A 20904-nucleotide genomic window follows, 5' to 3' on the forward strand; every position below is an offset into this window, starting at 1 on the left:
GGTAAATCATCTGCAAGCCCTAACTACGCGGCATTGCCTCAAGGGCGCTCCTGCGTCGCGTCCCCTGCGGCGATTGCGCTGCGCTTCACCCTTGACGCCGGACCTCCGCCGCAATGCTTCTGGGGGGCGGCCCCCGGGGGGAGCCCACGGGGAAGGCTCGCAAGCACGTTGCTGGTGTGGGTGGGTGGGCGGTGGGCACCGAAACGCGGAATGCGGCAGGGCGCTGTCGGCCACAACCCCGACCTTCCGGCCGCATGAGACCACCAGCCCCATCGTCCGCACCGGCCTGGCCTCTCCATTGGCCGACGCGGTCTGTGGGCGGCTGGTGGACCGAAACGCTCCCGCGATGGCCGGAAGCGAAACGGCTGAGACGGGTGGGGCTGAAGGGGCACTGAGATTCATCAAGTGCCGGGTTAATAGCGTTCCGAGGGCCGGGAGCGGGCAGTTGCAGCGACCGAATCCCACTAACGAAGAAGGTGGACCGCTGTGTCGGCCGTGACAGGGGCACGACGTCGTCCCACCCCCGCCAGGATCACGCCCAGAGGCGGCCGAGTCCCCCCTTCTCGTCAGACGGTCAGCCCGGCTCGCAGAATCGCGCCTGGACGGCGGCTTCGTGTGTCGGTGGGGGCTGACGTGGCTGGCGGGCCATCGCGTGGACCGAATCCATCACATGGCACCCGCTCAAGCCGCCTCTATGCGTTGAAAGTGGGGTGAAATGGGCATGTGGGGTCGTCATGTGATGGATTCGGACCACCGAGCCCCCACCGAGCCCCCACCGAGCCCCCACCGAGTGCCGCCGAGCCTCGTCGAGAACGTCGGGCCGCCCCAGCGGCCCCAGCGGCCGCGCGGCCGCGCTATCCGTCCGGTCGGACCGTCGGCAGGACCACTCGCTCCTGGGCAACCCTCCACCCACCCACACCAACCACGTGCTTGAGGCTCCACCGACCACCAGCCGGGGTGGACGCCGCACCCGCCCGAGTCGCCCCATTCAACTGTCGCGCCCCACCCGCTCACCAGCCGGTTCGCAGGTCAGCACGAACGGGCGGCCGTCCGCCTGCGTGGGTGGTCGTGTGCGTGGGAATGGGGAGGTCGCGCCAGCGGCCGTTCCCGCAGTCGCTGAGCCTGGGGCCGCGCCATCCGCTCAACCTGTCGCGCCCCACCCACTCAGCCGACAGCCACCGAACCGACCCGCGCCCCTCCCCGGACCTCGCGTGCAGGGCGTTTTTCTTTGGGCCGTCCCCGTATAAGCGTTAGCGGTGGGCCGGGGCGGCGGGTCAAGGGTGGGCCGTGGGGCCATCGCGCAGCGACGCGACGCAGGAGCGCCCTTGACGCGCCGGTCCGGCCCACCGACCCTGGAGCGCTCGGGACGGCCCGACCGCCAGATGCGACCTTTGGTTTCCCCCGAGTGTCCCCGCCAGACCTCGGCTCCGGCGTTTGCGCCGTCGGGACCGTCAGATGCCGAGGTCCTTGATGATCTTCGCTACGTGGCCCGTCGCCTTCACGTTGTAAAGGGCGCGCTCCACCTTGCCCTCCTCGTCCACCACGATCGTCGAGCGGATCACCCCGGTCACCGTCTTGCCGTACAGCTTCTTCTCGCCGAAGGCGCCGTACGCCGTCAGGACCTCCTTGGACGGGTCGCCGACCAGCGTGACCTTGAGGTCTTCCTTCTCGCGGAACTTCGCCAGCTTCTCCGGCTTGTCGGGGGAGACGCCGATGACGTCGTATCCGGCCCCGGCCAGCAGCTCCAGGTTGTCTGTGAAGTCGCAGGCCTGCTTGGTGCAGCCGGGGGTCAGAGCGGCCGGGTAGAAGTAGACGATGACCTTGCGGCCCTTGTGGGCGGCGAGGGAGATCTCGGTTCCGTCGGCGTCGGGCAGGGCGAAGTCGGGGGCGGTGTCGCCGGGCTGGAGTCGCTCGCTGGTCATTAGGTGTCGGTCTCCTCGTGCGGGGTGTGGCTCTGGGGTGTGGCTCTGTAGTTGGCTGAGGTGTAAGGGAATACGGTCCCGAGCGTAATGGGGGTGCCGTGGGGTATGGGACGGCCCGAGCTGACAGACTGTCGACGAAGGAATTGAACGAAGACCGGATTCGGCCCACGACCACGGAGGCAGCGCAGTGTCGGATGCCAGGACCCCTGCGCAGATCGAGGCGGACATCAAGAGCCGGCGTGACCAGCTGGCCGTAACGCTCGACGAGATCGGGGTGCGGCTGCACCCGAAGACGATCGTCGGTGACGCGAAGGCCAGGGTCGCCTCGACCGTGGACCAGACCGCGGGCCGGGCGTTCGTCGCGGTGAACCGGACGGTGTCCGATGTGAAGGCGCAGTTCGTGTCGGAGGACGGCTCTCCCCGCCTGGAGCGGCTTGTTCCGGTGGCGTTGGTGGCCGTGGGGCTGGTGGGGCTGATCACCATGTCGGCGCGCCGCAGGCGCGGCTGACCCTCGGGCCGACGGCGCGCGCGAGGACAGGTAGGTTCGGGGCGTGAGCGAGAACACCACGCAGGACACCACGCACGACAAGCTGCCCATCCGGATGCTGCACGACCGGGTGCTGGTCAGGTCTGACAGCCCTGAGGGCGAGCGCCGCTCGGGTGGCGGCATTCTGATTCCGGCGACCGCGGCGGTCGGCAAGCGGCTGGCCTGGGCCGAGGTGGTCGCGGTCGGCCAGAACGTACGGACCGTGGTGCCGGGCGACCGGGTGCTGTACGACCCGGAGGACCGGGCTGAGGTCGAGGTGCGCGGCATCCCGTACGTACTGATGCGGGAGCGCGATCTGCACGCGGTGGCTTCCGAGCGGGTCTCGGAGGACTCGACCGGCTTGTATTTGTAGGCAGACAGTCTGCGTCAGGCCCGGTGATCAGAATCACGTCACCGGGTCTTTTCGCTGCCCTTTGCTAGGTTGGAAGCACCCCCGACGAGACGCGCCGTACCGGGTTCTACGCAAAGACGACGCACCCCGATGTATCGCCGTTTCCGCGTTTCGTCTTCGGAGGTGCCCCCGTCATGGCCTGGGTTCTGCTTGTTGTCGCCGGTCTGCTCGAAGTGGGCTGGTCGATCGGGATGAAGTACACCGACGGGTTTACGAGGCTCTGGCCCAGCGTGTTCACGGGCGCGGGGATCCTCGCGAGCATGATGCTGCTGTCGCATGCCGCCAAGACGCTGCCGATCGGTACGGCGTACGGCGTGTGGGTCGGCATTGGCGCGGCGGGTGCGGCGGTCCTCGGCATGGTGGTGCTCGGTGAGCCGGCGACCGCCGCCCGGATTTTCTTTGTGTGTCTGCTGCTGGTGGCGGTGGTCGGGCTCAAGGCGACCTCGGGGCACTAGACACTGGGCACTGGGCACCAGGCACTAGCGGTCGTCCAGTCGCTAGCCGCTGGTGCTTCTGCCGCGCGCCCCGTTCAGCAGGCCGTCCGAGGGTGGGCCGGTGGTGCCGCCCGTGTCGGTGGCGCCTCCGGTGTCCGTCGTCCCGCCGTCGGTCGCACCGCCCGTGCCGCCCGTGCCGCCGGTGCCGCCGGTGCCACCTGTGCCACCCGTACCGCCCGTGTCCGCGGTTCCGCCGTCGGTGCCGGGGGTGCCCGTCGCGCCTCCGGTGTCCGTCGTGCCGCCTGTGTCGGTGGGGCCGCCGTCGGTCGGGTTCCGCGTCGGGTCGTCGTCGGGGTTGTCGCTCGCCGACGGCTCGTCGGACCCGTCGGATCCCTCCGACTCCCCGGTGTCCGACTCGCCCTCGGACGGCGAGTCGTCCGGCTCCTCCGAGCCGGCCGCCGTCCGCAGGTCGAAGTCCTGCACCGGCTTTCCCTCCAGCGCGGCGGCCGTGAACTGGCCCCAGATTTGCGCGGGTGCGCCGCCGCCGTTGATGCGCGGCTGTCCCAGGGCTCCGTACAGCGGCTTCTGTACGCCGGTTTCCGGGTCCTGTCCCATCACGGCGACGACCGTCGCCAGGTCGGGGGTGTAGCCCGCGAACCAGGCGGCCTTGTCCTCCTCCGCCGTGCCGGTCTTGCCGGCCGCCGGGCGGCCCGCGGACTGGGCCGCCGTGCCCGTGCCGCCGTCGACGACGCTCCTGAGGATGGACGTCGTGGTGTCGGCGGCCTCGCGGGAGACACCCTGCCTGGTGTCGGAGCCAGAGCCAGAGCCGGAACCCGAGCTTGAACCCGTGCCCGAGCTCGAACCCGAACTCGAACCCGAGCCGGCGTCCGCCTTCGGGAGGTTGATGATCTGGCCGTCCTTGGTGATCTTCTCGACGATCGTGTACGCGCCGTGCTTGCCGTGGTTGGCGAGCGTCGCGTACGCCTCCGTCATGTCCAGGACGCTGGCGGTGGCGACGCCGAGCGCGATCGACGGGTACGCGTCGAGGCTCGGGGTGTGCTCCGGGATGCCGAGGGCGACGGCGGTGTCCTTCACCTTCGCCGGGCCGACGTCCTGTGCCATCTGCGCGTACACCGCGTTGATGGACTTGTCGGTGGCGGTACGGACGGGCACCTGGCCGTACGAGCGCTGGTCCTCGTTCTCCGGGGCGTACCCCGTCGGGCCGTTCGGCCCTTCCACCATCCGCTTGTTGGTGCCGTCGTAGATGGTGTTCGGCGTGATCTGCCGGCCGTCCTGGGTGGTGGAGCCGTTCTCGACGGCCGACGTGAAGACGAACGGCTTGAAGGTGGAGCCGACTTGGTAGTCGCGGCGCGTCGCGTTGTTGACGTACTGCTTCGTGTAGTCGATCCCGCCGTACATCGCGACGACCTTGCCGGTCGCCGGGTCGATGGAGGCGCCGCCGACGCGCACGTTGCGGTCGGCCTTGCGGTCCTTCCTCGTCTGCGACATCACCTTGTCGTCGACGGCCCGGGCGAAGGCGTCCTGCTTCGGCTTCTCCAGGGTCGTGGTGATGCGGTAGCCGCCGGTGGCGAGCGTGTCCTCGTCGATGATCTTGTTGTTGGTGAGGTAGTCCTCGACGGCCTGCACGATGTAGCCGCGCTGCCCGGAGAGGCTGGAGGCGGGCTTGGCCTCGTGCGGGGCGGGGAACCTGACGGCCGCGCGGTCGGCGGGGCTCAGCCAGTCCTCCTTCACCATTCCGTCCAGTACGTAGTTCCAGCGGTCCAGGGCCGCGCTCTTGTTCTCGGGGTGGGTGGTGATGTCGTACGCGCTGGGGGCGTTGAGGAGCGAGGCGAGGTAGGCGCCCTCGCCGGTGGTGACCTCGCCGATGTCCTTGCCGTAGTACGCCTGGGCGGCGGCCTGGATGCCGTACGCGTTGCGCCCGAAGTAGCTGGTGTTCAGATACCCCTCGAAGATGTCGTTCTTGCTCTCCTCGCGATCGAGCTTGATCGCGATGAAGAACTCCTTCACCTTTCGGGTGACGGTCTGTTCCTGGCCGAGGTAGTAGTTCTTGACGTACTGCTGCGTGATGGTGGAACCGGACTGCTTGCCCTTGCCGGTGACGGTGTTCCAGCCGGCGCGGAGCATGGCCTGGGGGTCGACGGCCCGCTCGGAGTAGAAGTCGCGGTCCTCGGCGGCCAGTACGGCGTGCTGGACGGTCTTCGGGATCTGGGCGAGCTTGACCTTCTCGCGGTTGACCTCTCCGTCGCGGGCGAGCTGGGAGCCGTCGGCGTAGAGGTAGACGTTGCTCTGGGCGGTGGCGGCGCTGTTGGCGGCCGGGATCTTGACGAGCGTGTAGCCGGCGAGGAACGCGCCGATCAGGAGCAGGGCTAGCAGCAGGAACGTACCGAGGAGCATCCGCCAGGTCGGGATCAGGCGGCGCAGGCCGCTGCGCTTGCGCTTGACCTTGCTCTGCCCCTCGGCCTTGCTCTGCCCCTTGCGGGCGGTGGGCCGGGAGGCGCTGGTGGGGTCGGAGGGGTCCCGGGGCGCCCACCCCTGGGGCTGCTGTGGCTCGTCGCTCATGCTTGTGGAGACTCCCTGGGCGTGGCCAGAGGTTCACTCTCCGGCATAACTGTGTCGTATCGGGCGATTCGCCTGTACGCCCATAGTGCACGCAACGCGAAAAATGCCTGCGGCGGCTGACCCCATTGGGCTACGGTCGGGCGTTTTGGTGCCGGAAGCGAATGGGGGGAGTCGGCGTGCGTGTATACGCGGTCGTCGCGGGCGGCGGGTTCCGCCGTCATGCGACGTACCGGGTGGCGACGGCGGCCGGGGTGTTCACCAACACCGTCTTCGGCTTCATCGTGGCGTACACCTTCACAGCCCTGTGGGACGAGCGTCCGCAGCTCGGCGGGTACGACCTGTCGCAGGCCCTCACCTACGTGTGGCTCGGGCAGGCGCTGCTGATGACCGCCGCCATGATGGGCGGCGGCTTCGAGAACGAGCTGATGGAGCGCATCCGTACCGGCGACATCGCGATCGATCTCTACCGCCCCGCCGACCTCCAGCTCTTCTGGCTGGCGAGCGACCTGGGGCGGGCCGCCTTCCACCTCCTCGGGCGCGGCGTCGTGCCGATGGCGCTCGGCGCGCTCGCGTTCGATCTCGCGCTGCCCGCCGACCCGTTCGTGTGGGTCGCCTTCCTGGTCGCCGTCGCGTTCGGCGTCGTCGTCAGCTTCGCGATCCGGTTCCTGGTGGCGCTGTCCGCGTTCTGGCTGCTCGACGGCGCGGGTGTGGCGCAGATCACATGGCTCGCCGGGCTCTTCTTCTCCGGGATGGTGCTGCCGCTCACCCTCTTTCCCGGAGCCCTCGGCACACTCGCGCGGGCGCTGCCGTGGTCGGCGCTGCTTCAGATCCCGGCGGACGTCTTCCTCGGCAAGCACACCGGCTGGGGGCTGGTCCGGGCGTACGCCTTCCAGATCGGCTGGGCGGCGGTGCTGCTGACGGCCGGGCGGCTGCTCCAGACGGTGGCTACGCGCAGGGTGGTGGTTCAGGGTGGCTGAAGCGACGGAGAGCGCGCGGGTGACCGAGGCGGCTGAGGTGGTGGCCGGGCCCGGCCGGCAGCTGCTGGCCGGGGTCCGGGCGTACTGGATGATCGCGGCGATGTGGATCCGCTCCACGATGGCGTACCGCGCGTCGTTCGCGATGGCGGCCTTCGGGAACTTCGCGGCGACCGGCCTCGACTTCGTCGGCATCCTGCTGATGTTCTCCCACGTGGACGCGCTCGGCGGCTACACCCTGCCCGAGGTCGCCTTCCTCTACGGGACGGCGGGGGCCGCCTTCGGCCTCTCCGACCTGGTGATGGGTTCGATGGACCGGCTGGGTCGCCGGGTGCGCGACGGCACGCTGGACACCTTGCTCGTACGCCCGGTCCCGGTCCTCGCGCAGATCGCGGCCGACCGCTTCGCGCTGCGCAGGCTGGGCCGGATCACGCAGGGGCTGCTGGTACTCGGGTACGCGCTGGTGGTGCTGGACATCGCGTGGACGCCGCTGAAGGTGCTGATGCTGCCGATGATGATTCTCAGCGGGGCGGCGATCTTCGCGGCGGTGTTCGTGGCGGGGGCGGCGTTCCAGTTCTGGGCGCAGGACGCGTCGGAGGTGCAGAACTCCTTCACGTACGGCGGCACCACGCTGCTCCAGTACCCGCCGACGGTGTTCGCGAAGGACCTCGTGCGCGGGGTGACCTTCGTGTTTCCGCTGGCTTTCGTCAACTGGCTGCCGGCGCTGTATGTGCTGGACCGCCCGTACCCGCTGGATCTGCCGTCCTGGCTCGCCTTCCTGCCGCCGCTGGTGGCGGGGGCGTGCTGTGCGCTGGCCGGGGTGGCGTGGCGGGTGGGCCTTCGTTCGTACCGCAGCACGGGGAGCTGACACGTCGTGGAGACCGACTTGACCGAGAATTTCATCGAGCTGGACGGCGTCGAGAAGGTCTTCGACGTACGCCGCAAAACCGGCCGGCTGCGGCGCGAGAAGACGCAGGTGCGGGCGGTCGACGGCATCAGCTTCTCGGTGCCGCGCGGCGAGATGGTCGGCTACATCGGGCCGAACGGCGCGGGCAAGTCCACCACCATCAAGATGCTGACCGGCATCCTCACGCCGAGCGGCGGCCGGGTGCGGGTCGCGGGCATCGATCCGTCGCGGGAGCGGACGCGGCTGGCGCAGCGCATCGGGGTGGTGTTCGGGCAGCGGACGACGCTGTGGTGGGACCTGCCGCTGCGCGACTCGTACCGCCTGATGCACCGCATGTACCGGATCCCGGACGACCGCTTCAAGGTGAACATGGCGCGCTGCGTCGAACTCCTCGACCTGGGCGAGCTGCTGGACGTACCCGTACGGCAGCTGTCGCTGGGGCAGCGGATGCGGGGCGACATCGCGGCGGCGCTGCTGCACGACCCCGAGGTGCTGTATCTGGACGAGCCGACGATCGGCCTGGACGTGATCTCGAAGGCGAAGGTCCGTGACTTCCTGCGGGACTTGAACGCGGAGCGCGGCACGACGGTCCTGCTGACGACGCACGACCTGACCGACATCGAGCAGCTGTGCAAGCGCGTGATGGTCATCGACCACGGGCGGCTGGTGTACGACGGGGCGCTGGCCGGGCTGCACGAGGTGGGCGAGAGCGAGCGGACGCTGGTGGTGGATCTGGAGCGCGAGCTGCCGCCGATCGAGGTGGCGGGGGCGCGGGTGGTGAAGGTGGAGGGGCCGAGGCAGTGGCTGGCGTTCCCGGCGTCGGTTTCGGCGGCGCCGCTGGTGGCGGCGGTGGCGGAGAGGTATCCGCTGGTGGATCTGTCGGTGCGGGAGCCGGACATCGAGGCGGTGATCGCGAAGATGTACGCGGACCGATCGACGCTCTGAACACTGGGACGGGGCAGGGGAGTTGACTAGTCTGATCCCTATGACCAGTGGACAGCCGGAAATGCGCGCCTCCGACGCGGAGCGTGAACGAGTCGCCGAGGTGCTGCGCGACGCCGTCGCCGAGGGGCGGCTGGACATGGAGGAGTTCGACCAGCGTCTCGACGCCGTCTACAAGGCCCGTACGCACGGCGAGCTGGAGCCGCTGGTCCGCGACTTGCCCGTGCCGGGTACGGGGCCGGCCGCATCGGTTGCCCCTTCCGCCCCTCCCGCCTCTTCCGGTACGCCGGCCTCCTGGCGGGCCCGGATCGGCGGACCGGCCTCGTCGAGGGGCGCCTTCGCCTTCTGGGGCGGTTTCGGGCGTAAGGGGACGTGGACGGTGGGCCGGAGGTTCACGGGGTTCGCGATGATGGCCGGCGGTGAGATCGACCTGCGCGAGGCGCGCTTCGAGGACCGCGACACGGTGATCCGCTGCTTCGCGATCATGGGCGGGATCGCGGTCACGGTGCCGCCGGGCCTGGACGTGAACGTCAGGGGAGTCGGCTTCATGGGTGGCTTCGGTGAGCGGGGGACGGCGGAGTCGTCCGAGCCGGTGGCGCCGGACGCGCCGCGCGTGACGATCACCGGGTTCGCGCTGATGGGCGGGGTGGACGTCGAACGCAAGATCACCCGCGCCGAGAGGCAACGCCTCAAGGAGGCGCGGAAGCAGGAGAAGCTGGCGAGGAAGAACGAAACCGACCCGCCCAGAGAGCTCGGCTGAGAGCTCCGCTGAGACCTCGGCCGAGAGCTCGGGTGAGGCCCTCGGGTGAGCGGGCGATGGCCGTGCTCAGAGACCGCCGCCGCGCTCACACACCGGCCGCGTCCGTGCGCCTGTCCAGGCTCGCGAGGTCGAACGCCTTGCCCATCCGCTCGTAGCCCGCGTCGCTGGGGTGCAGGTGGTCGCCCGAGTCGTACGCCGGAAGGAGCCGGTCCGGGGCGTACGGGTCGCGCAGTGCCCGGTCGAAGTCCACGACCGCGTCGAAGATGCCGCGCGTACGGATCGTCTCGTTGACGCTGTCCCGCACCGCTTCGAGCTGCGGCGTGTGCGCCCGCGTCCCCTCGAAGGGCATCACCGTCGAGCCGATGACCCGCAGGCCGCGTGCCCGTGCCTGGCGCGCGAGTTGTTCGAGGCCCGCCGTGATGCGCGCCGCGTCGAGCTCGTGCGGCGGCCGCAGTATGTCGTTGATGCCGAGGACGATGACGACCGCCTTGGCGCCGGAGCGTGAGAGCACGTCGCGGTCGAAGCGCGAGAGGCCGCTCGGGCCCGTACCGTCGCTGAGCAGCCGGTTGCCGCTGATGCCCTGGTTGAGGACGCCGTAGCGCCCGTCGAGGCGGTCGGCGAGGACGTCCGTCCAGCGGCGGTTCGCACCGGCCGTGGAGGTGACGCCGTCGGTGATGGAGTCGCCGATGACGACGACCGCGCCCTCGGCCGTGCCGCTGAGGACGTCGACGGCCGTGAGGTAGCGCCAGTACGGCGTCTGCCCGGTGTAGGTGTCGCCGAGCGGGTCTTCCGTACGGTCGCCTTCCGCGACGTACGACGTCTGGCGGGCCCGCGGATGGTGGGTCACCGGGCCACTGGGCGTGGGGGAGTAGGTGGTGACGAGCAGGTCCGCGTCGTACGGCACTTTCAGCTGGGCCGGGTCACTGACGACCTGTCCGCCCGGCGGGATCAGGACCGAGGGGGAGCCGCCGAAGAGCAGGCGGCGCATGGTGCCGTGAGCGGCCGTCGGGGCGCCGGGAGTGGCGGCGACGGCGATCGAGGCGTGCGTGATGTGCAGCGGCTGTACGCCGAAGAGGTTGGAGAGGGTGATGCGGGCGCTGCTGCCGCCGATGCTGGTGTGCACGACGTTACGAATGGATCGCCCGGGGAAGCCTTGCTCCGTGCCCGGCTCGGCGAGGGCGGGCGCGGTGGACCAGGTGCCGATCCAGGAAGCGGAGGTGGCGGGGGCCGCGGAACGGAGTGGCGTACGGGGGCGGACCTCTGTGGTGTCGTCAGGGCCGTGACCGCCGAGCGTCGCTCCGGCGAATATGGCCCCCGAGATGAGGACCACCACCGCGGCGAGCGCGGCGAGCAAGGCATAACCGTTGCGCTTGGTCATGCTCGGTGTATCTCCTCGGGCGCGGGGAGCCCGAGGCTCCGTTCGAACTCACTCCAATGATGCGGCATCGCACCACCCTGGTAGACGTGGGGAACTCGTGGTGCGTTCCAGGAGTAGGTCAGGTAGGGAAAATACGTACGAGACGGTGCGTACGAGATGCTGCGTACGAGATGGTGCGCGCCGGCGCGTGCGAGGCTGACGGGTGGAGCGGATGGATCGTAAGACGACGGGACCTGACGGCAAGTCTGACCAGGAGCCTTCCCGGTCTCGGGCCGCCCCCCTCCCGCCCTTCGCGTACAGCGCGGCCGACGAGGAGAAGCGCCAGGGCGTACGCCGCATGAAGGCGACGGCCACCGGGCTGCTGCTCCTGGTCGCGATCGTCTACGTACTCGCCACCTGGGCCGACAAGTCGGGGATCGGCGGCTGGCCGGCGTACGTCGCGGCGGCGGCCGAGGCGGGCATGGTGGGCGCGCTGGCGGACTGGTTCGCCGTAACGGCTCTGTTCAAACGCCCGATGGGCCTGCCCATTCCGCACACCGCGATCATCCCGACGAAGAAGGACCAGCTGGGTACGACGCTCGGCTCTTTCGTCGGCGAGAACTTCCTCTCCGAGGACGTCGTACGCGCCCGCCTGCGCGCCATCGGCATCGGCAGCCGCGTCGGAGCCTGGCTGGCGGAGCCGGCCCACGCCGACCGCGTCACGGAGGAGCTCTCGACGGCGTTGCGCGGCGCGCTGACCGTCCTGCGCGACTCCGACGTCCAGGCGGTCGTCGGCGAGGCGATCACGCGGCGGGCGGACGCGGCGGAGATCGCGCCGGGTATAGGGACGGCCCTGGAGAACATCGTCGCGGACGGCGCGCACGACCGGGCGGTGGACCTGATCTGCACGCGCGCCTATGCGTGGCTGGTGCTCCACGGGGATTCGGTGATGGAGGCGATCGAGGGCGGGGCGCCGGGCTGGACGCCGCGCTTCGTGGACCGGAAGGTCGGCGACCGCGTCTACAAGGAGCTGCTGCGCTTCATCTCCGAGATGCGCGACGAGCCGGACCATCCGGCGCGCGGCGCGATCGACCGCTTCCTGACGGATTTCGCGTCGGACCTCCAGACGGACGCGGAGACGCGGGCGAGGGTGGAGCGGCTGAAGTCGGAGATTCTGGGACGGCGGGAGGTCCAGGACGTGATCGCCTCGGCCTGGGCGTCCGTACGAGCGATGATCATTTCGGCGGCGGAGGACGAGCAGAGCGAACTGCGCCTGCGGGTACGGGCCTCACTCATCTCACTGGGCGCGCGGCTGGCGTCGGAGGAGCGGCTGCAGGGGAAGCTGGAGGGGTGGCTGGAGGGCGCGGCGGTGTACGTGGTGACGACGTACCGCGGCGAGATCACCTCGCTGATCAGCGACACGGTGGCGGGCTGGGACGCGGAGCACACGTCGAAGAAGATCGAGGCGCACATCGGCCGGGACCTTCAGTTCATCAGGATCAACGGCACGGTGGTGGGGGCACTGGCGGGGCTGGTGATCTACACGGTGTCGCATGCGGTGGGCGGTTAGCGCCGGCGGGGTGTCCGGCTGCTGAGGGACGTGGGCCGGCCGGCGGTCGGATCCGGACAGGCGCGCTCTCCGCGCGAATGGTAGGTATCTCCTGATAACGCCGTGCGGTGCCTGCTCCGGTCGCGGGTGCGGTCGGCCCCGGCGCTGGAGCATTGGGCGGTTGCGCTTGGGGCGGTACGGGACGGAGGAGGTCCAGTGGGATGCCCGGGACGCAGGGGGCGCGTGTGCAGAAGCCACGACATTGGTACGGAGACGGGAGCGCCGCCCTGCGGGGCGTGGGGACGCGCCGCGTCACGGCGGGTGACGGGCCGTTCGTTTTGCGGCGCCTTTGAGCAGCGGAAAGAGGAGCGTGCCCTTCCGCCGCAGGAGACTGGGCTGCCGCAGGGACCGTCGCGGCTTTTGACCACTCGAACAGTTGATGACGAATCAGCAAACGAGTCGCGCACGCCGACGCGCTCACGGTGGCGGCCCGGCCGGGTCGGCACTTTCGGCACTCTTCCGCGGCTGCCGGGGACCGTAAGGGGTCACCAGGAACTCCTTGAGCCGGCACAAAGTCTGACGGTGGCTGACGCGCGTAGGGCGACCGAAAGACGCCCTTGTAGAAGGTTCAACCGGACCAGCAGGATTCCTACCAGCCGCCGCTTGTCAGGATCATGACCGCTACGGATGGTCGTGGCTCCCGCATCGGCGTACTGACGGGCCTGCCCACCCAGCGGGCCCTTGGGATCCCCCACCGGAGGATGTAGTGAACTTCAAGCGCCTCTCTCCCCTCGGCGGCGTCACGAGACGTGCACGGCTGATCGCCGTCGCATCGACTCTGCTGACTGTCTCCGCGCTTGCAACGCCGATCGCCGCCGCCGAACCGACCGACGACGGACGGGCCACCGCCGCCACCGCCGCCCAGCTCGCCGAGGCGGGCGACGCCGTGCTCGGCGCGGACGTGGCGGGCACGGCCTGGTACACGGACAAGGCTTCGGGCAAGCTCGTCGTCACGGCGGACAGCACCGTCTCAGCCGCCGAGATCGCGAAGATCAAGAAGGCGGCGGGCGAACGTGCCGGTGCCCTCCAGGTCAAGCGCACGCCCGGCACCTTCAGCGAACTGATAGCGGGCGGCCAGGCCATCTACAGCGGCACCGGCCGCTGCTCGCTCGGCTTCAACGTCCGCAGCGGTACCACGTACTACGCCCTCACCGCCGGCCACTGCACCAACAACACCAGCACCTGGTACACCAACTCGGCCAAGACCACGGTGCTCGGCTCCACTGCCGGTTCCAGCTTCCCGACGAACGACTACGGCATCATCCGCCACTCCAACTCCGCCGCCGACGGCCGGGTCTACCTCTACAACGGCTCGTACCGCGACATCACGGCCGCCGGCAACGCCTCCGTCGGCCAGGCCGTCCAGCGCAGCGGCAGCACCACCGGCCTTCGCGGCGGCACGGTGACCGGCCTCAACGCGACCGTCAACTACGGGAGCGGCAACGTCGTCTACGGCCTGATCCAGACCAACGTCTGCGCCGAGCCGGGCGACAGCGGCGGCGCCATGTTCGCGGGCAGCACGGCGCTGGGCCTGACCTCGGGCGGCAGCGGCAACTGCTCGTCGGGCGGTACGACGTTCTTCCAGCCGGTGACTGAGGCGCTGAGCGCGTACGGCGTAAACGTCTTCTAACACCCAGAAGGCCCAGGGGGCCACGGGGCCTCACGGGACCCCACAGGGCCCACGGGACCCAGCACGACCGGCGCGCAGAGCCGGCGGACTCCACGGAGGAGTCCGCCGGCTTCCGGCATCGGAGGCCGGCGCTCGCTGGGCGCGTGACCGCCTGTCGTCGGCCACGCGCCCAGCAAATGGGGGGTTGCCCAGGAGTACGTCCGGCCCTCCACGTGCGTTCACCGGCACCGACGGAAATCGGCGTACCCGCGCAGCTTTCGGCCACACGGGCGATTTACCGGCCCACGAGCGACCGGCGTCGCTCCAGCTGACGAACCATCATGTTCTTCTGGCTTCGCTTGTCACTCGTACCTCGTGCACAGCCGGAGGAGCCCCATGCCTCGCTTGTCCCGTCTGTCCCGCTTCCCACGGTTGGCCGGTATCGCCACGGCCGCCGTCGCTCTCGCGGCGCTCGCGTCGGCGCCCACCTCCGCCCATGAGCCGACGCTGACGGACCCGCGCGTCGTCGAGCACTTCGACTTCGAAGCGGGCCAGACCCCGGAAAGCATCGCGCTCGAACCCGACGGTTCCGCCAACGTCTCGTTCGCCTTCGCCCGGCAGGTCGCCCGCCTCTCCCCGCACCACGAGCCGCGGATCCTCGCGACGCTCCCCGCCGTGGCGAACCCGGCCACCCCGATCGTCGGCGTGGCGGTCACGTTGGGCCTCGCACGGGCGCATGACGGGACGCTGTACGTCAACTACGCCACCGGGACCAAGCTGACGGGCGTCTGGCGCGTCAACCCGAAGCACGGCACGGTCAAGCAGATCGCCTGCCTGCCGAAGAACGGCCTCCCCAACGGCCTGGGGCTCGACGAGAAGCGCGGCGTGCTGTACTCCGCCGACTCGATCAACGGCACGGTGTGGCGCGTACCGACCAAGGCCCACCCGACCCGCGGCTGCGTCAAGCCGAAGGCATGGGCCACGGGCAGCAAGCTCCAGCCGTTGCCCCCGCCGGCCGCGGGAGTCGGCGCCAACGGCCTCCAGCTGCGCAACGGCGCCGTGTGGGTGTCCAACACCGACAAGGGCACGCTGTTGCGCATCCCGGTGAAGCCGAACGGCTCCGCGGGCCCGATCGAGACCAGGGCCACCGGCCTGACCGGCATCGACGACTTCGCGTTCGCCTTCCCCAGGCATGACGACACGGTCCTGGCGGCTCTGATCGCGAGCAGCGAGGTCGCCGTAGTACGCCCCAACGGCACGCACTCCATCGCCCTCACCGCGGAGGACGGCCTGTCGAACCCCACCTCAGTGGCAGTCCGAGGCAAGACGGTCTACGTCCCCAGCGCGTCGTACTTCACCACCCCGCCCAACCCGAACCTGCTCCTGGCCACCCTGAACAAGCACCACCACAGCTCGTAACCGGCAGCCGATGGCGGTCTTGCCGCACCAAGCGGCAAGACCGCCATCAGCATGGGCCTTCCGACCTCTCGACCGATCCACAGAGACGCTGCTGCTCGCCGCTAGCCCACCCGGAACTCCCCGCGCCGCACGGCAACAACGAACCCCACCCAAGCCCCGTTCGGTACTGCAATAGGAGCGCGGTCGGGCACCTTCGAGTCGCGTACGGCGGTACGCGCAGCAAGGATCGCCACCTCGACGCACTCGGTTCCGCTGCCGCCGCTGTAGGAGGACTTCCGCCACTTCGCCTGGTGCATGCTGACCTCCGTCAGAGCTTCGGTACGACCGGGAAGGGCAATTTCGCCGCCCACTCATTAAGGGCGCCGGCCGCGTGGTCACGCAGGTCTCCCTCGACAGTGACCTCGGCAACGAGCGTTCGATCCTCGTTCGGGAGGGCCAATTCGCGGTAGAACTGCCGGTCTTCGAAGCCATTGACTGCCACATCGTGGCTCGTCGCGGCATACACAAGCCGTGGGATCTTCGCCCAGTAACAGGCGACCAGACACATTGGGCAGGGCTCGCTGCTCGAATACATGACGCCGTCCTGCATGAGGTGGCGGCCGAGCACTTGCCCCGCCGCGCGCAGCGCCATGACCTCCGCATGCGCGGTCGGGTCCCGGAGTTCGACGACGGAGCTCGTGCCCGTACCCACTATTTCGCCGTTGATCACAACGAGGGCGCCAAAGGGAGTCTTTCCCTCGTCTTCCAGTGCACGTCGCGAGATGGCGATGGCCTGCTCGAGAAATGCGCGATCGTGTGAGTCTTCCTGGGCGTAAGGCAACCGAATCTCCCTCTCCTCACATGTGGACCGAGGGATCGCCGTCGCTGAACGGCCCCTCCAGACCCACGTCGTAGTTGGTCAGGGGTGTCGTAGCGCCTGTGGCGTCGATGGTGCACAGGGCTAGATCTACATTCTGCGGACCGGACCACTGGCCGTTCTCCAGCAACTCGACCATATCCGCCAGCGGGGCAACGGACTGGTCGCTGGTGGTGATTAACCGATGTACCCGCGGCGCGGAGCCGGAGAGCAGGGCGTTGGCCGCCGCGAGCCTGTAGTGCCACTCGTCGAATGCTGCGAGCAAGGCGCCGGAGTCGGACATTTGGCTCGCGGTTGCGGGCAGATTATGCAGCACGACGCGGGTGATGCGCAGTGACGGGCCACGCCGCAGCTGCGCGGCCATGAGGGCCCTGTCAATGTCGTTCCGGAGACCGAGCAGCCGATGCCGCAGCCAGTCGAGGTCGCACTGGACGATGACCGCGGCTTCGATGGATGGGTCCAGTAGCTGTGCTATGCGGTGGCGCCACAGTAAGTCGTTCATGGTGTGCCCGCCCGGGTGTGCGCGCCAACTAGTTGCAGCACACGAAGGCCGGTGACTATGGCCTCGACCGGATCCTGGATGCCGTCCGCCTGAGGCAGGACGCGCCCGGCGAGGCCGGCGGCGGCCTTGAGGGCGGGAGCAGTCAGGCCGCTGAGGAACCCCCTGAGCTCTTCTTCGGCTTCGTCCGGGGCGAGAGGCGCCAGACGGCAGGCGACGGCGAGCACCATGGCGGCGGGGCGTTGCTCCGGCTCAGCACGTGGTGCGGGGCTGGGCAGCGGGATCCTGCTGGCGCGGATCTGTATCTGGCGCCAGGGCGATAGCGCCGAATCCGTACACCCCATGAGGTTGAGCAGCACTTCGTGCGCCTGCTCGGCCGTCGTGAACCAGCGGTGCGTGGCAAAGGTACGCAGATATGCGCCGAGCAGCTGCGGGTCCGGGGTGAATTCGGGCCGTATCAGCTCTGGCGGGTGAGTGAGGCGGGCATCACGCAGGGTGGCGATGGCGCCGACAGAAACGAGCGTCCAGAAACGGTCGTACTCGACGACGGAACCGAAGCACTGACGGGCGGCATTCGGCGCGTTACCAGTAGCCGGGGCGACGTCTCCGTACAGGACTTGCCTCATCTGTCCGAGTACAGACGCCCCGTCCCAGTAGTTCCCCATGAACTTGCGGCCGGTGAGGAACTGGAAGACCCCGTAGAAGGCGTTGGCCTGGTGAGCGCCGTGGAACTCGGTGAAGTCCCTGACCCAGAGCAGCACGCCGACCGGGTCTGCCAGGACCGAATCGACCTCGTCCGGGCTGTTCACGGTCTTGGGGTCGGGGTCGACCCGCAGGAGGATCCGCAGCCTGCAGTCCACGGACATGACGACGAGTTCCCGAGCGGCGCGGCTGGACGCGATGTTGCGTACGGACATGAGCATCGCCGTACTGCCGAGCCAGCCGAGGTAGCGGCTGACGGCGCCCAGGACCGCCGCCGGGTCGGGCAGCGCGCGGGCTTGGTCGAGGGCGGAGCCGATCAGCTTGTCGGCGCAGCCGGTGACGACGATGGGGTCGGCGCCTCGCACCAGCGCGGCACGCGCTAAGCGGTGCAGCACCTCCAGGTGGAGCGCGACGGCGTTTTCGTTGGCCGGTGCGGGGACGCGCGCATCGACGAGTTGGCCCACGAGGTTCCGGATGCTGGTGGGGTCGTTGCTGCTGATGGCCTGGTCGAGCGTGCCGAGATAGGCGGCGGCGACGGGATCGTCGCTGAGCTCCTGATCGAAGCGGAGCTCTTGTCCCCGCAGTTCAACCAGCCCATGGGCAAGGGTTCGACGCAACAGCCGGTTGCGGCCGCCGACGCTGGCCAGGCCGAAGAGCCGTATGAACGAGAAGACCCCGAGGATGTTGGCGAGGAGGAACAGCAGCGCGCCATAGGTCGCGCTGACCTCGTTCTTCGCGAGCAGCCCGCACGCTGTGAACATCGCAGCAAGCCACCCGACGAACACCCACTCCCGGAAGGCGATATGGCTGTCTATGGCTCGTAGGGAGGGCCAGGAGCTCGCAGAGGAGAAGGTGAGCGCGAAGATCACGGCCTCGCCGGTAAGCAGCGTCGCGAAGAAGGCGACGGAGAACTGTGTAGCGGCGACGACGTCATCTTTTCCAACAGGAAAGCTCCACGCGATCCCGGCCAGCCCGGCGGCACACACCACAAGCGAGACCTGCCGCCATAAGTGGTCCATGCAACGCCTGCCCCCTGAGACTTAGTTGTCGATCAACTGTGCCAGGGGGCCAGGCCCTTGCCAAGGGCACTCAGCTCAGTGGATCTGGTTGCCCCGCAGAGCGGCCACGAAGTCGGTCCATGCGCAAGCACCAAAGGCGATCCGGGGTCCGAGCGGCCTCTTGCTGTCCCGTACAGCTGCGCCGTCGACCACGGCAGCGGCCTCGACGCACTCGCTGGTGTTGGCCCCGCTGTACGAGGACTTGAACCAGGCGTTGGACGGTATGGCAGGGGTTTGGCTCTGCATCACAGCTCCTCACGGACGCGTTCGATCATGGCTGACGAGGCTGTCATGTCCAACGCTTGTGCGCGAAGGTAGTCGAACGCAAGCCTGTACCGGTTCAGCTCCTCGTCCTTCTCCATGAAGAGTGAGCCGGCGTGTATATCGACGTACACAACGTCCAGGCTGGGCTCCGCGCCGCCAAGGATCACGAAGCTTCCCATCGCGGCGGAGTGGGCCCCTTTGGAGAAGGGCAGGACCTGCAGCGTGATCTCCCGCGACTGGTTGACTTTGAGAAGGTGACCGAGCTGCTCCCTCATCACTTCTCGCGAACCGACTACGCGCCGGATCACGGACTCGTCGAGGATGGCCCACAGGTGCAGGGGCTTCTCCCGAGTGAGAATCTCCTGTCTCTTCATGCGGATGTCCACGAGCCGCTTGATCTCTTCGGGAGCGACACGCATCTCCGAGGCGTTCTGTACGGCCTCTGTGTAGCTACGGGTCTGAAGAAGCCCTGGCACGTAAAGGCAGTTGAAGTGATCCTCGCGCACCGCTTCGTCTTCGAGCGTCAGCAGTAGATTCATGTCCTCGGGGATGGAGTCAGCGAACGAGCTCCACCAGCCCTGTCGCTTCGCGTCCTTGGCGAGCCCGACAACGGCGTTACGTTCAGCCTCACTCGCGTCGAACTCGCGACAGAGCGCGTCCACGATGGGCCACTTCACGGGCCCTTGCTGAGTCTCGTACCTGCTGACGGTGGCCTTCGAGACTCCAACGAGCCGACCGGCCTCCTCCAGCGTCATTCCTTTACGGGCGCGCAACTTTCGCATCATCGCACCAAGTTGTCGACGCCGGGTCGTGGCTCTCGCTGACATGGAGGCGACCTTCCGTTCGGTGCCGGCCTAAGGCCTGGTCGGCAACAAGGCTATGCACCGCGTCAGTTGGTCAACCACCAGAATCACCCGGACGGTTCCTGTGAGAAGTTACATAGCAAGACTTCTCACTGTCATACTCGCAACCGAAGCGCTACGCAGCGCAGCCGTACGGATACGGCGGGCGAGAGCTGGCGTCGCGCGGGAGGGAGTGCAGCCATGCATGGCTACGAAGTCACTGAACCCCGACTCCGCTGCGTTCTGCCTTTCGAGGCGGAGCCGGCCGAACTCCACGTACTCAGAGCAGCCGTACGCGAGCAGCTCACCCGCTGGGGCATCCAGTCCCTCGCCGACGAGGTCCAGCTCGTCGTCACGGAGCTCGCGACGAACGTGATCAAGCACGTGGGCGAAGGAGCGGCAGCGACCTTGGTCATGGAGTCGGCCGAGGACCGGCTCCGCGTGGAGCTCCACGACAAGAGCCATGTGGTGCCGTCGCCCGCGGAACCCGAGTGCGGAGACGAGTGCGGCCGGGGTCTCCACCTGTTGACCGCGCTCGCTGTCGACTGGGGCACCGTCCTTACAGCGACGGGCAAAGCGGTCTGGTGCGAACTTGCGCTCGGGCCGGACGAACAGTGCCGCCGCATTCGGCGAGCGTCGGTTGTGTTGGACGGCTATCGCCGCATGACTGGCGCTTACGGCTTCGCGAGCGTTGGTCGCCTTCCAGTGCTGGAGGAATCGGCGACCGACCTCATCGCTGACCTACTCCACTGGTTGGCCGCCCAGGGCAGCGATCCGGACGGTGTCCTGGACCGCGCTCAAATGCATTTCGAGGCAGACGCTGCCTGATGGGTTTCGAGCTCGTGGCGTCTGTCGGCTATTTCGTGGGGGTGCGGGTGCGATCAGACGCCTTCTCGATCTCCTCCCGCACGGCTGCTGGAGTGCGCCATGATGTCCCGCGATGGCCCTGGTGGCACATGCGGTGGCAGTTGGCGCATAGGAAGGCGAGATCTTCCAACTTGGTCTCGCGGGGTCCGGATATGTGGAGGGGAAGCACGTGGTGCACTTCGATGTATCCCTCACCAAGCGCGCCATAGGTCCGTCCGAAATGGAACGCGCACACCTCGCACTGGATCGGCAGACCGAGCTGACGGGCTTGGTTGATCTTGCGACTGCGCAGCTTGGGGTCGCGCTCGCGCGATATGGCCCAGCGCGCCAGGAGGCGCCCTTCAGGTGACTGTTTTGGATGGTCG

21 protein-coding genes and 1 riboswitch are annotated in these 20904 nt (G+C 68.7%); of the genes, 11 read left to right on the top strand and 10 right to left on the bottom strand.

What is annotated here, in order from left to right; genetic code table 11:
* Nucleotides 1–1451: 1451 nt before the first annotated feature.
* Entirely contained in the window at nucleotides 1452–1922 is a 471-nt protein-coding gene (gene bcp, locus J7E96_RS36240; protein WP_215138082.1) for a thioredoxin-dependent thiol peroxidase, read from the bottom strand.
* 187 nt (nucleotides 1923–2109) lie between these two features.
* Here bcp and J7E96_RS36245 point away from each other — a divergent pair, with 187 nt between their 5' ends.
* The 3 genes from J7E96_RS36245 to J7E96_RS36255 all read left to right on the top strand — a co-directional run bounded on the left by J7E96_RS36245 (nucleotide 2110) and on the right by J7E96_RS36255 (nucleotide 3315).
* Nucleotides 2110–2430 (top strand): DUF3618 domain-containing protein, encoded by a 321-nt coding sequence (locus tag J7E96_RS36245; RefSeq protein WP_215138084.1) that lies wholly within the window; start codon nucleotides 2110–2112, stop codon nucleotides 2428–2430.
* A gap of 94 nt (nucleotides 2431–2524) precedes the next feature.
* Nucleotides 2525–2821 carry a co-chaperone GroES gene (locus J7E96_RS36250; protein WP_215138114.1) on the top strand — a complete coding sequence of 99 codons (297 nt, stop codon included), beginning with the start codon at nucleotides 2525–2527 and terminating at the stop codon, nucleotides 2819–2821.
* Between the two features lie 58 nt (nucleotides 2822–2879).
* Nucleotides 2880–2947: riboswitch (guanidine-III (ykkC-III) riboswitch) on the top strand.
* A 47-nt stretch (nucleotides 2948–2994) separates the two neighbouring features.
* On the top strand, nucleotides 2995–3315 hold the full coding sequence (locus J7E96_RS36255) for a multidrug efflux SMR transporter (RefSeq protein WP_215138086.1): 321 nt from the start codon (nucleotides 2995–2997) through the stop codon (nucleotides 3313–3315).
* A gap of 42 nt (nucleotides 3316–3357) precedes the next feature.
* On the opposite strand, the gene J7E96_RS36260 is transcribed toward J7E96_RS36255, so the two are convergent.
* The gene (locus tag J7E96_RS36260; RefSeq protein ID WP_215138087.1) at nucleotides 3358–5874 is read right to left on the bottom strand and encodes a transglycosylase domain-containing protein; all 2517 of its coding nucleotides are present in this window, start codon (nucleotides 5872–5874) and stop codon (nucleotides 3358–3360) included.
* A 176-nt stretch (nucleotides 5875–6050) separates the two neighbouring features.
* On the opposite strand from J7E96_RS36260, the gene J7E96_RS36265 reads away from it, so the two are divergent.
* Genes J7E96_RS36265 through J7E96_RS36280 form a run of 4 tightly spaced genes read left to right on the top strand, consistent with a single transcriptional unit; the run spans nucleotide 6051 to nucleotide 9457 of the window.
* Nucleotides 6051–6851 (top strand): ABC-2 family transporter protein, encoded by an 801-nt coding sequence (locus J7E96_RS36265; protein ID WP_215138089.1) that lies wholly within the window; start codon nucleotides 6051–6053, stop codon nucleotides 6849–6851.
* A 19-nt stretch (nucleotides 6852–6870) separates the two neighbouring features.
* The gene (locus tag J7E96_RS36270; RefSeq protein ID WP_308296304.1) at nucleotides 6871–7716 is read left to right on the top strand and encodes an ABC transporter permease; all 846 of its coding nucleotides are present in this window, start codon (nucleotides 6871–6873) and stop codon (nucleotides 7714–7716) included.
* Between the two features lie 18 nt (nucleotides 7717–7734).
* Entirely contained in the window at nucleotides 7735–8700 is a 966-nt protein-coding gene (locus tag J7E96_RS36275) for an ATP-binding cassette domain-containing protein (RefSeq protein ID WP_215138093.1), read from the top strand.
* Nucleotides 8701–8740: 40 nt separating this feature from the next.
* Complete coding sequence (locus J7E96_RS36280; protein ID WP_251070943.1) at nucleotides 8741–9457, top strand: DUF1707 domain-containing protein; 717 nt, start codon at nucleotides 8741–8743, stop codon at nucleotides 9455–9457.
* 85 nt (nucleotides 9458–9542) lie between these two features.
* On the opposite strand, the gene J7E96_RS36285 is transcribed toward J7E96_RS36280, so the two are convergent.
* A complete protein-coding gene (locus tag J7E96_RS36285) occupies nucleotides 9543–10835 on the bottom strand; it encodes an SGNH/GDSL hydrolase family protein (protein WP_215138095.1) in 1293 nt (430 codons plus the stop codon).
* A 211-nt stretch (nucleotides 10836–11046) separates the two neighbouring features.
* Between J7E96_RS36285 and J7E96_RS36290 the strand changes: the two genes are divergently transcribed.
* The 3 genes from J7E96_RS36290 to J7E96_RS36300 all read left to right on the top strand — a co-directional run bounded on the left by J7E96_RS36290 (nucleotide 11047) and on the right by J7E96_RS36300 (nucleotide 15451).
* Nucleotides 11047–12384, top strand: a complete 1338-nt coding sequence (locus tag J7E96_RS36290) for a DUF445 domain-containing protein (protein ID WP_215138097.1) — start codon at nucleotides 11047–11049, stop codon at nucleotides 12382–12384.
* 745 nt (nucleotides 12385–13129) lie between these two features.
* Nucleotides 13130–14053, top strand: coding sequence for a S1 family peptidase (locus J7E96_RS36295; protein ID WP_215138099.1), 924 nt, complete (start codon nucleotides 13130–13132; stop codon nucleotides 14051–14053).
* Nucleotides 14054–14428: 375 nt separating this feature from the next.
* On the top strand, nucleotides 14429–15451 hold the full coding sequence (locus tag J7E96_RS36300) for a hypothetical protein (RefSeq protein ID WP_215138101.1): 1023 nt from the start codon (nucleotides 14429–14431) through the stop codon (nucleotides 15449–15451).
* 101 nt (nucleotides 15452–15552) lie between these two features.
* On the opposite strand, the gene J7E96_RS36305 is transcribed toward J7E96_RS36300, so the two are convergent.
* The 6 genes from J7E96_RS36305 to J7E96_RS36330 form a co-directional block, all read right to left on the bottom strand.
* Nucleotides 15553–15747 carry a DUF397 domain-containing protein gene (locus J7E96_RS36305; protein WP_215138103.1) on the bottom strand — a complete coding sequence of 65 codons (195 nt, stop codon included), beginning with the start codon at nucleotides 15745–15747 and terminating at the stop codon, nucleotides 15553–15555.
* An 11-nt stretch (nucleotides 15748–15758) separates the two neighbouring features.
* Nucleotides 15759–16271 (bottom strand): nucleoside deaminase, encoded by a 513-nt coding sequence (locus J7E96_RS36310; RefSeq protein WP_215138105.1) that lies wholly within the window; start codon nucleotides 16269–16271, stop codon nucleotides 15759–15761.
* A gap of 16 nt (nucleotides 16272–16287) precedes the next feature.
* The gene (locus J7E96_RS36315) at nucleotides 16288–16809 is read right to left on the bottom strand and encodes a hypothetical protein (RefSeq protein WP_215138106.1); all 522 of its coding nucleotides are present in this window, start codon (nucleotides 16807–16809) and stop codon (nucleotides 16288–16290) included.
* Nucleotides 16806–18527: a hypothetical protein gene (locus tag J7E96_RS36320; protein ID WP_215138107.1), complete on the bottom strand. Its 1722-nt coding sequence runs from the start codon at nucleotides 18525–18527 to the stop codon at nucleotides 16806–16808. Before J7E96_RS36320 ends, J7E96_RS36315 begins: the two co-directional genes overlap by 4 nt.
* Before the next feature lie 75 nt (nucleotides 18528–18602).
* Nucleotides 18603–18812: a DUF397 domain-containing protein gene (locus tag J7E96_RS36325; protein ID WP_215138108.1), complete on the bottom strand. Its 210-nt coding sequence runs from the start codon at nucleotides 18810–18812 to the stop codon at nucleotides 18603–18605.
* A complete protein-coding gene (locus J7E96_RS36330) occupies nucleotides 18812–19657 on the bottom strand; it encodes a helix-turn-helix transcriptional regulator (protein WP_215138109.1) in 846 nt (281 codons plus the stop codon). Before J7E96_RS36330 ends, J7E96_RS36325 begins: the two co-directional genes overlap by 1 nt.
* A gap of 216 nt (nucleotides 19658–19873) precedes the next feature.
* Here J7E96_RS36330 and J7E96_RS36335 point away from each other — a divergent pair, with 216 nt between their 5' ends.
* The gene (locus J7E96_RS36335) at nucleotides 19874–20500 is read left to right on the top strand and encodes an ATP-binding protein (RefSeq protein ID WP_215138110.1); all 627 of its coding nucleotides are present in this window, start codon (nucleotides 19874–19876) and stop codon (nucleotides 20498–20500) included.
* Nucleotides 20501–20528: 28 nt separating this feature from the next.
* Here the strand turns inward: J7E96_RS36335 and J7E96_RS36340 are convergent.
* Nucleotides 20529–20904: HNH endonuclease (locus J7E96_RS36340; protein WP_215138112.1), on the bottom strand; the 376-nt coding region annotated here is incomplete at its 5' end.

Source organism: Streptomyces sp. ISL-96 (assembly GCF_018614035.1).
Classification (GTDB): Bacteria; Actinomycetota; Actinomycetes; order Streptomycetales; family Streptomycetaceae; genus Streptomyces.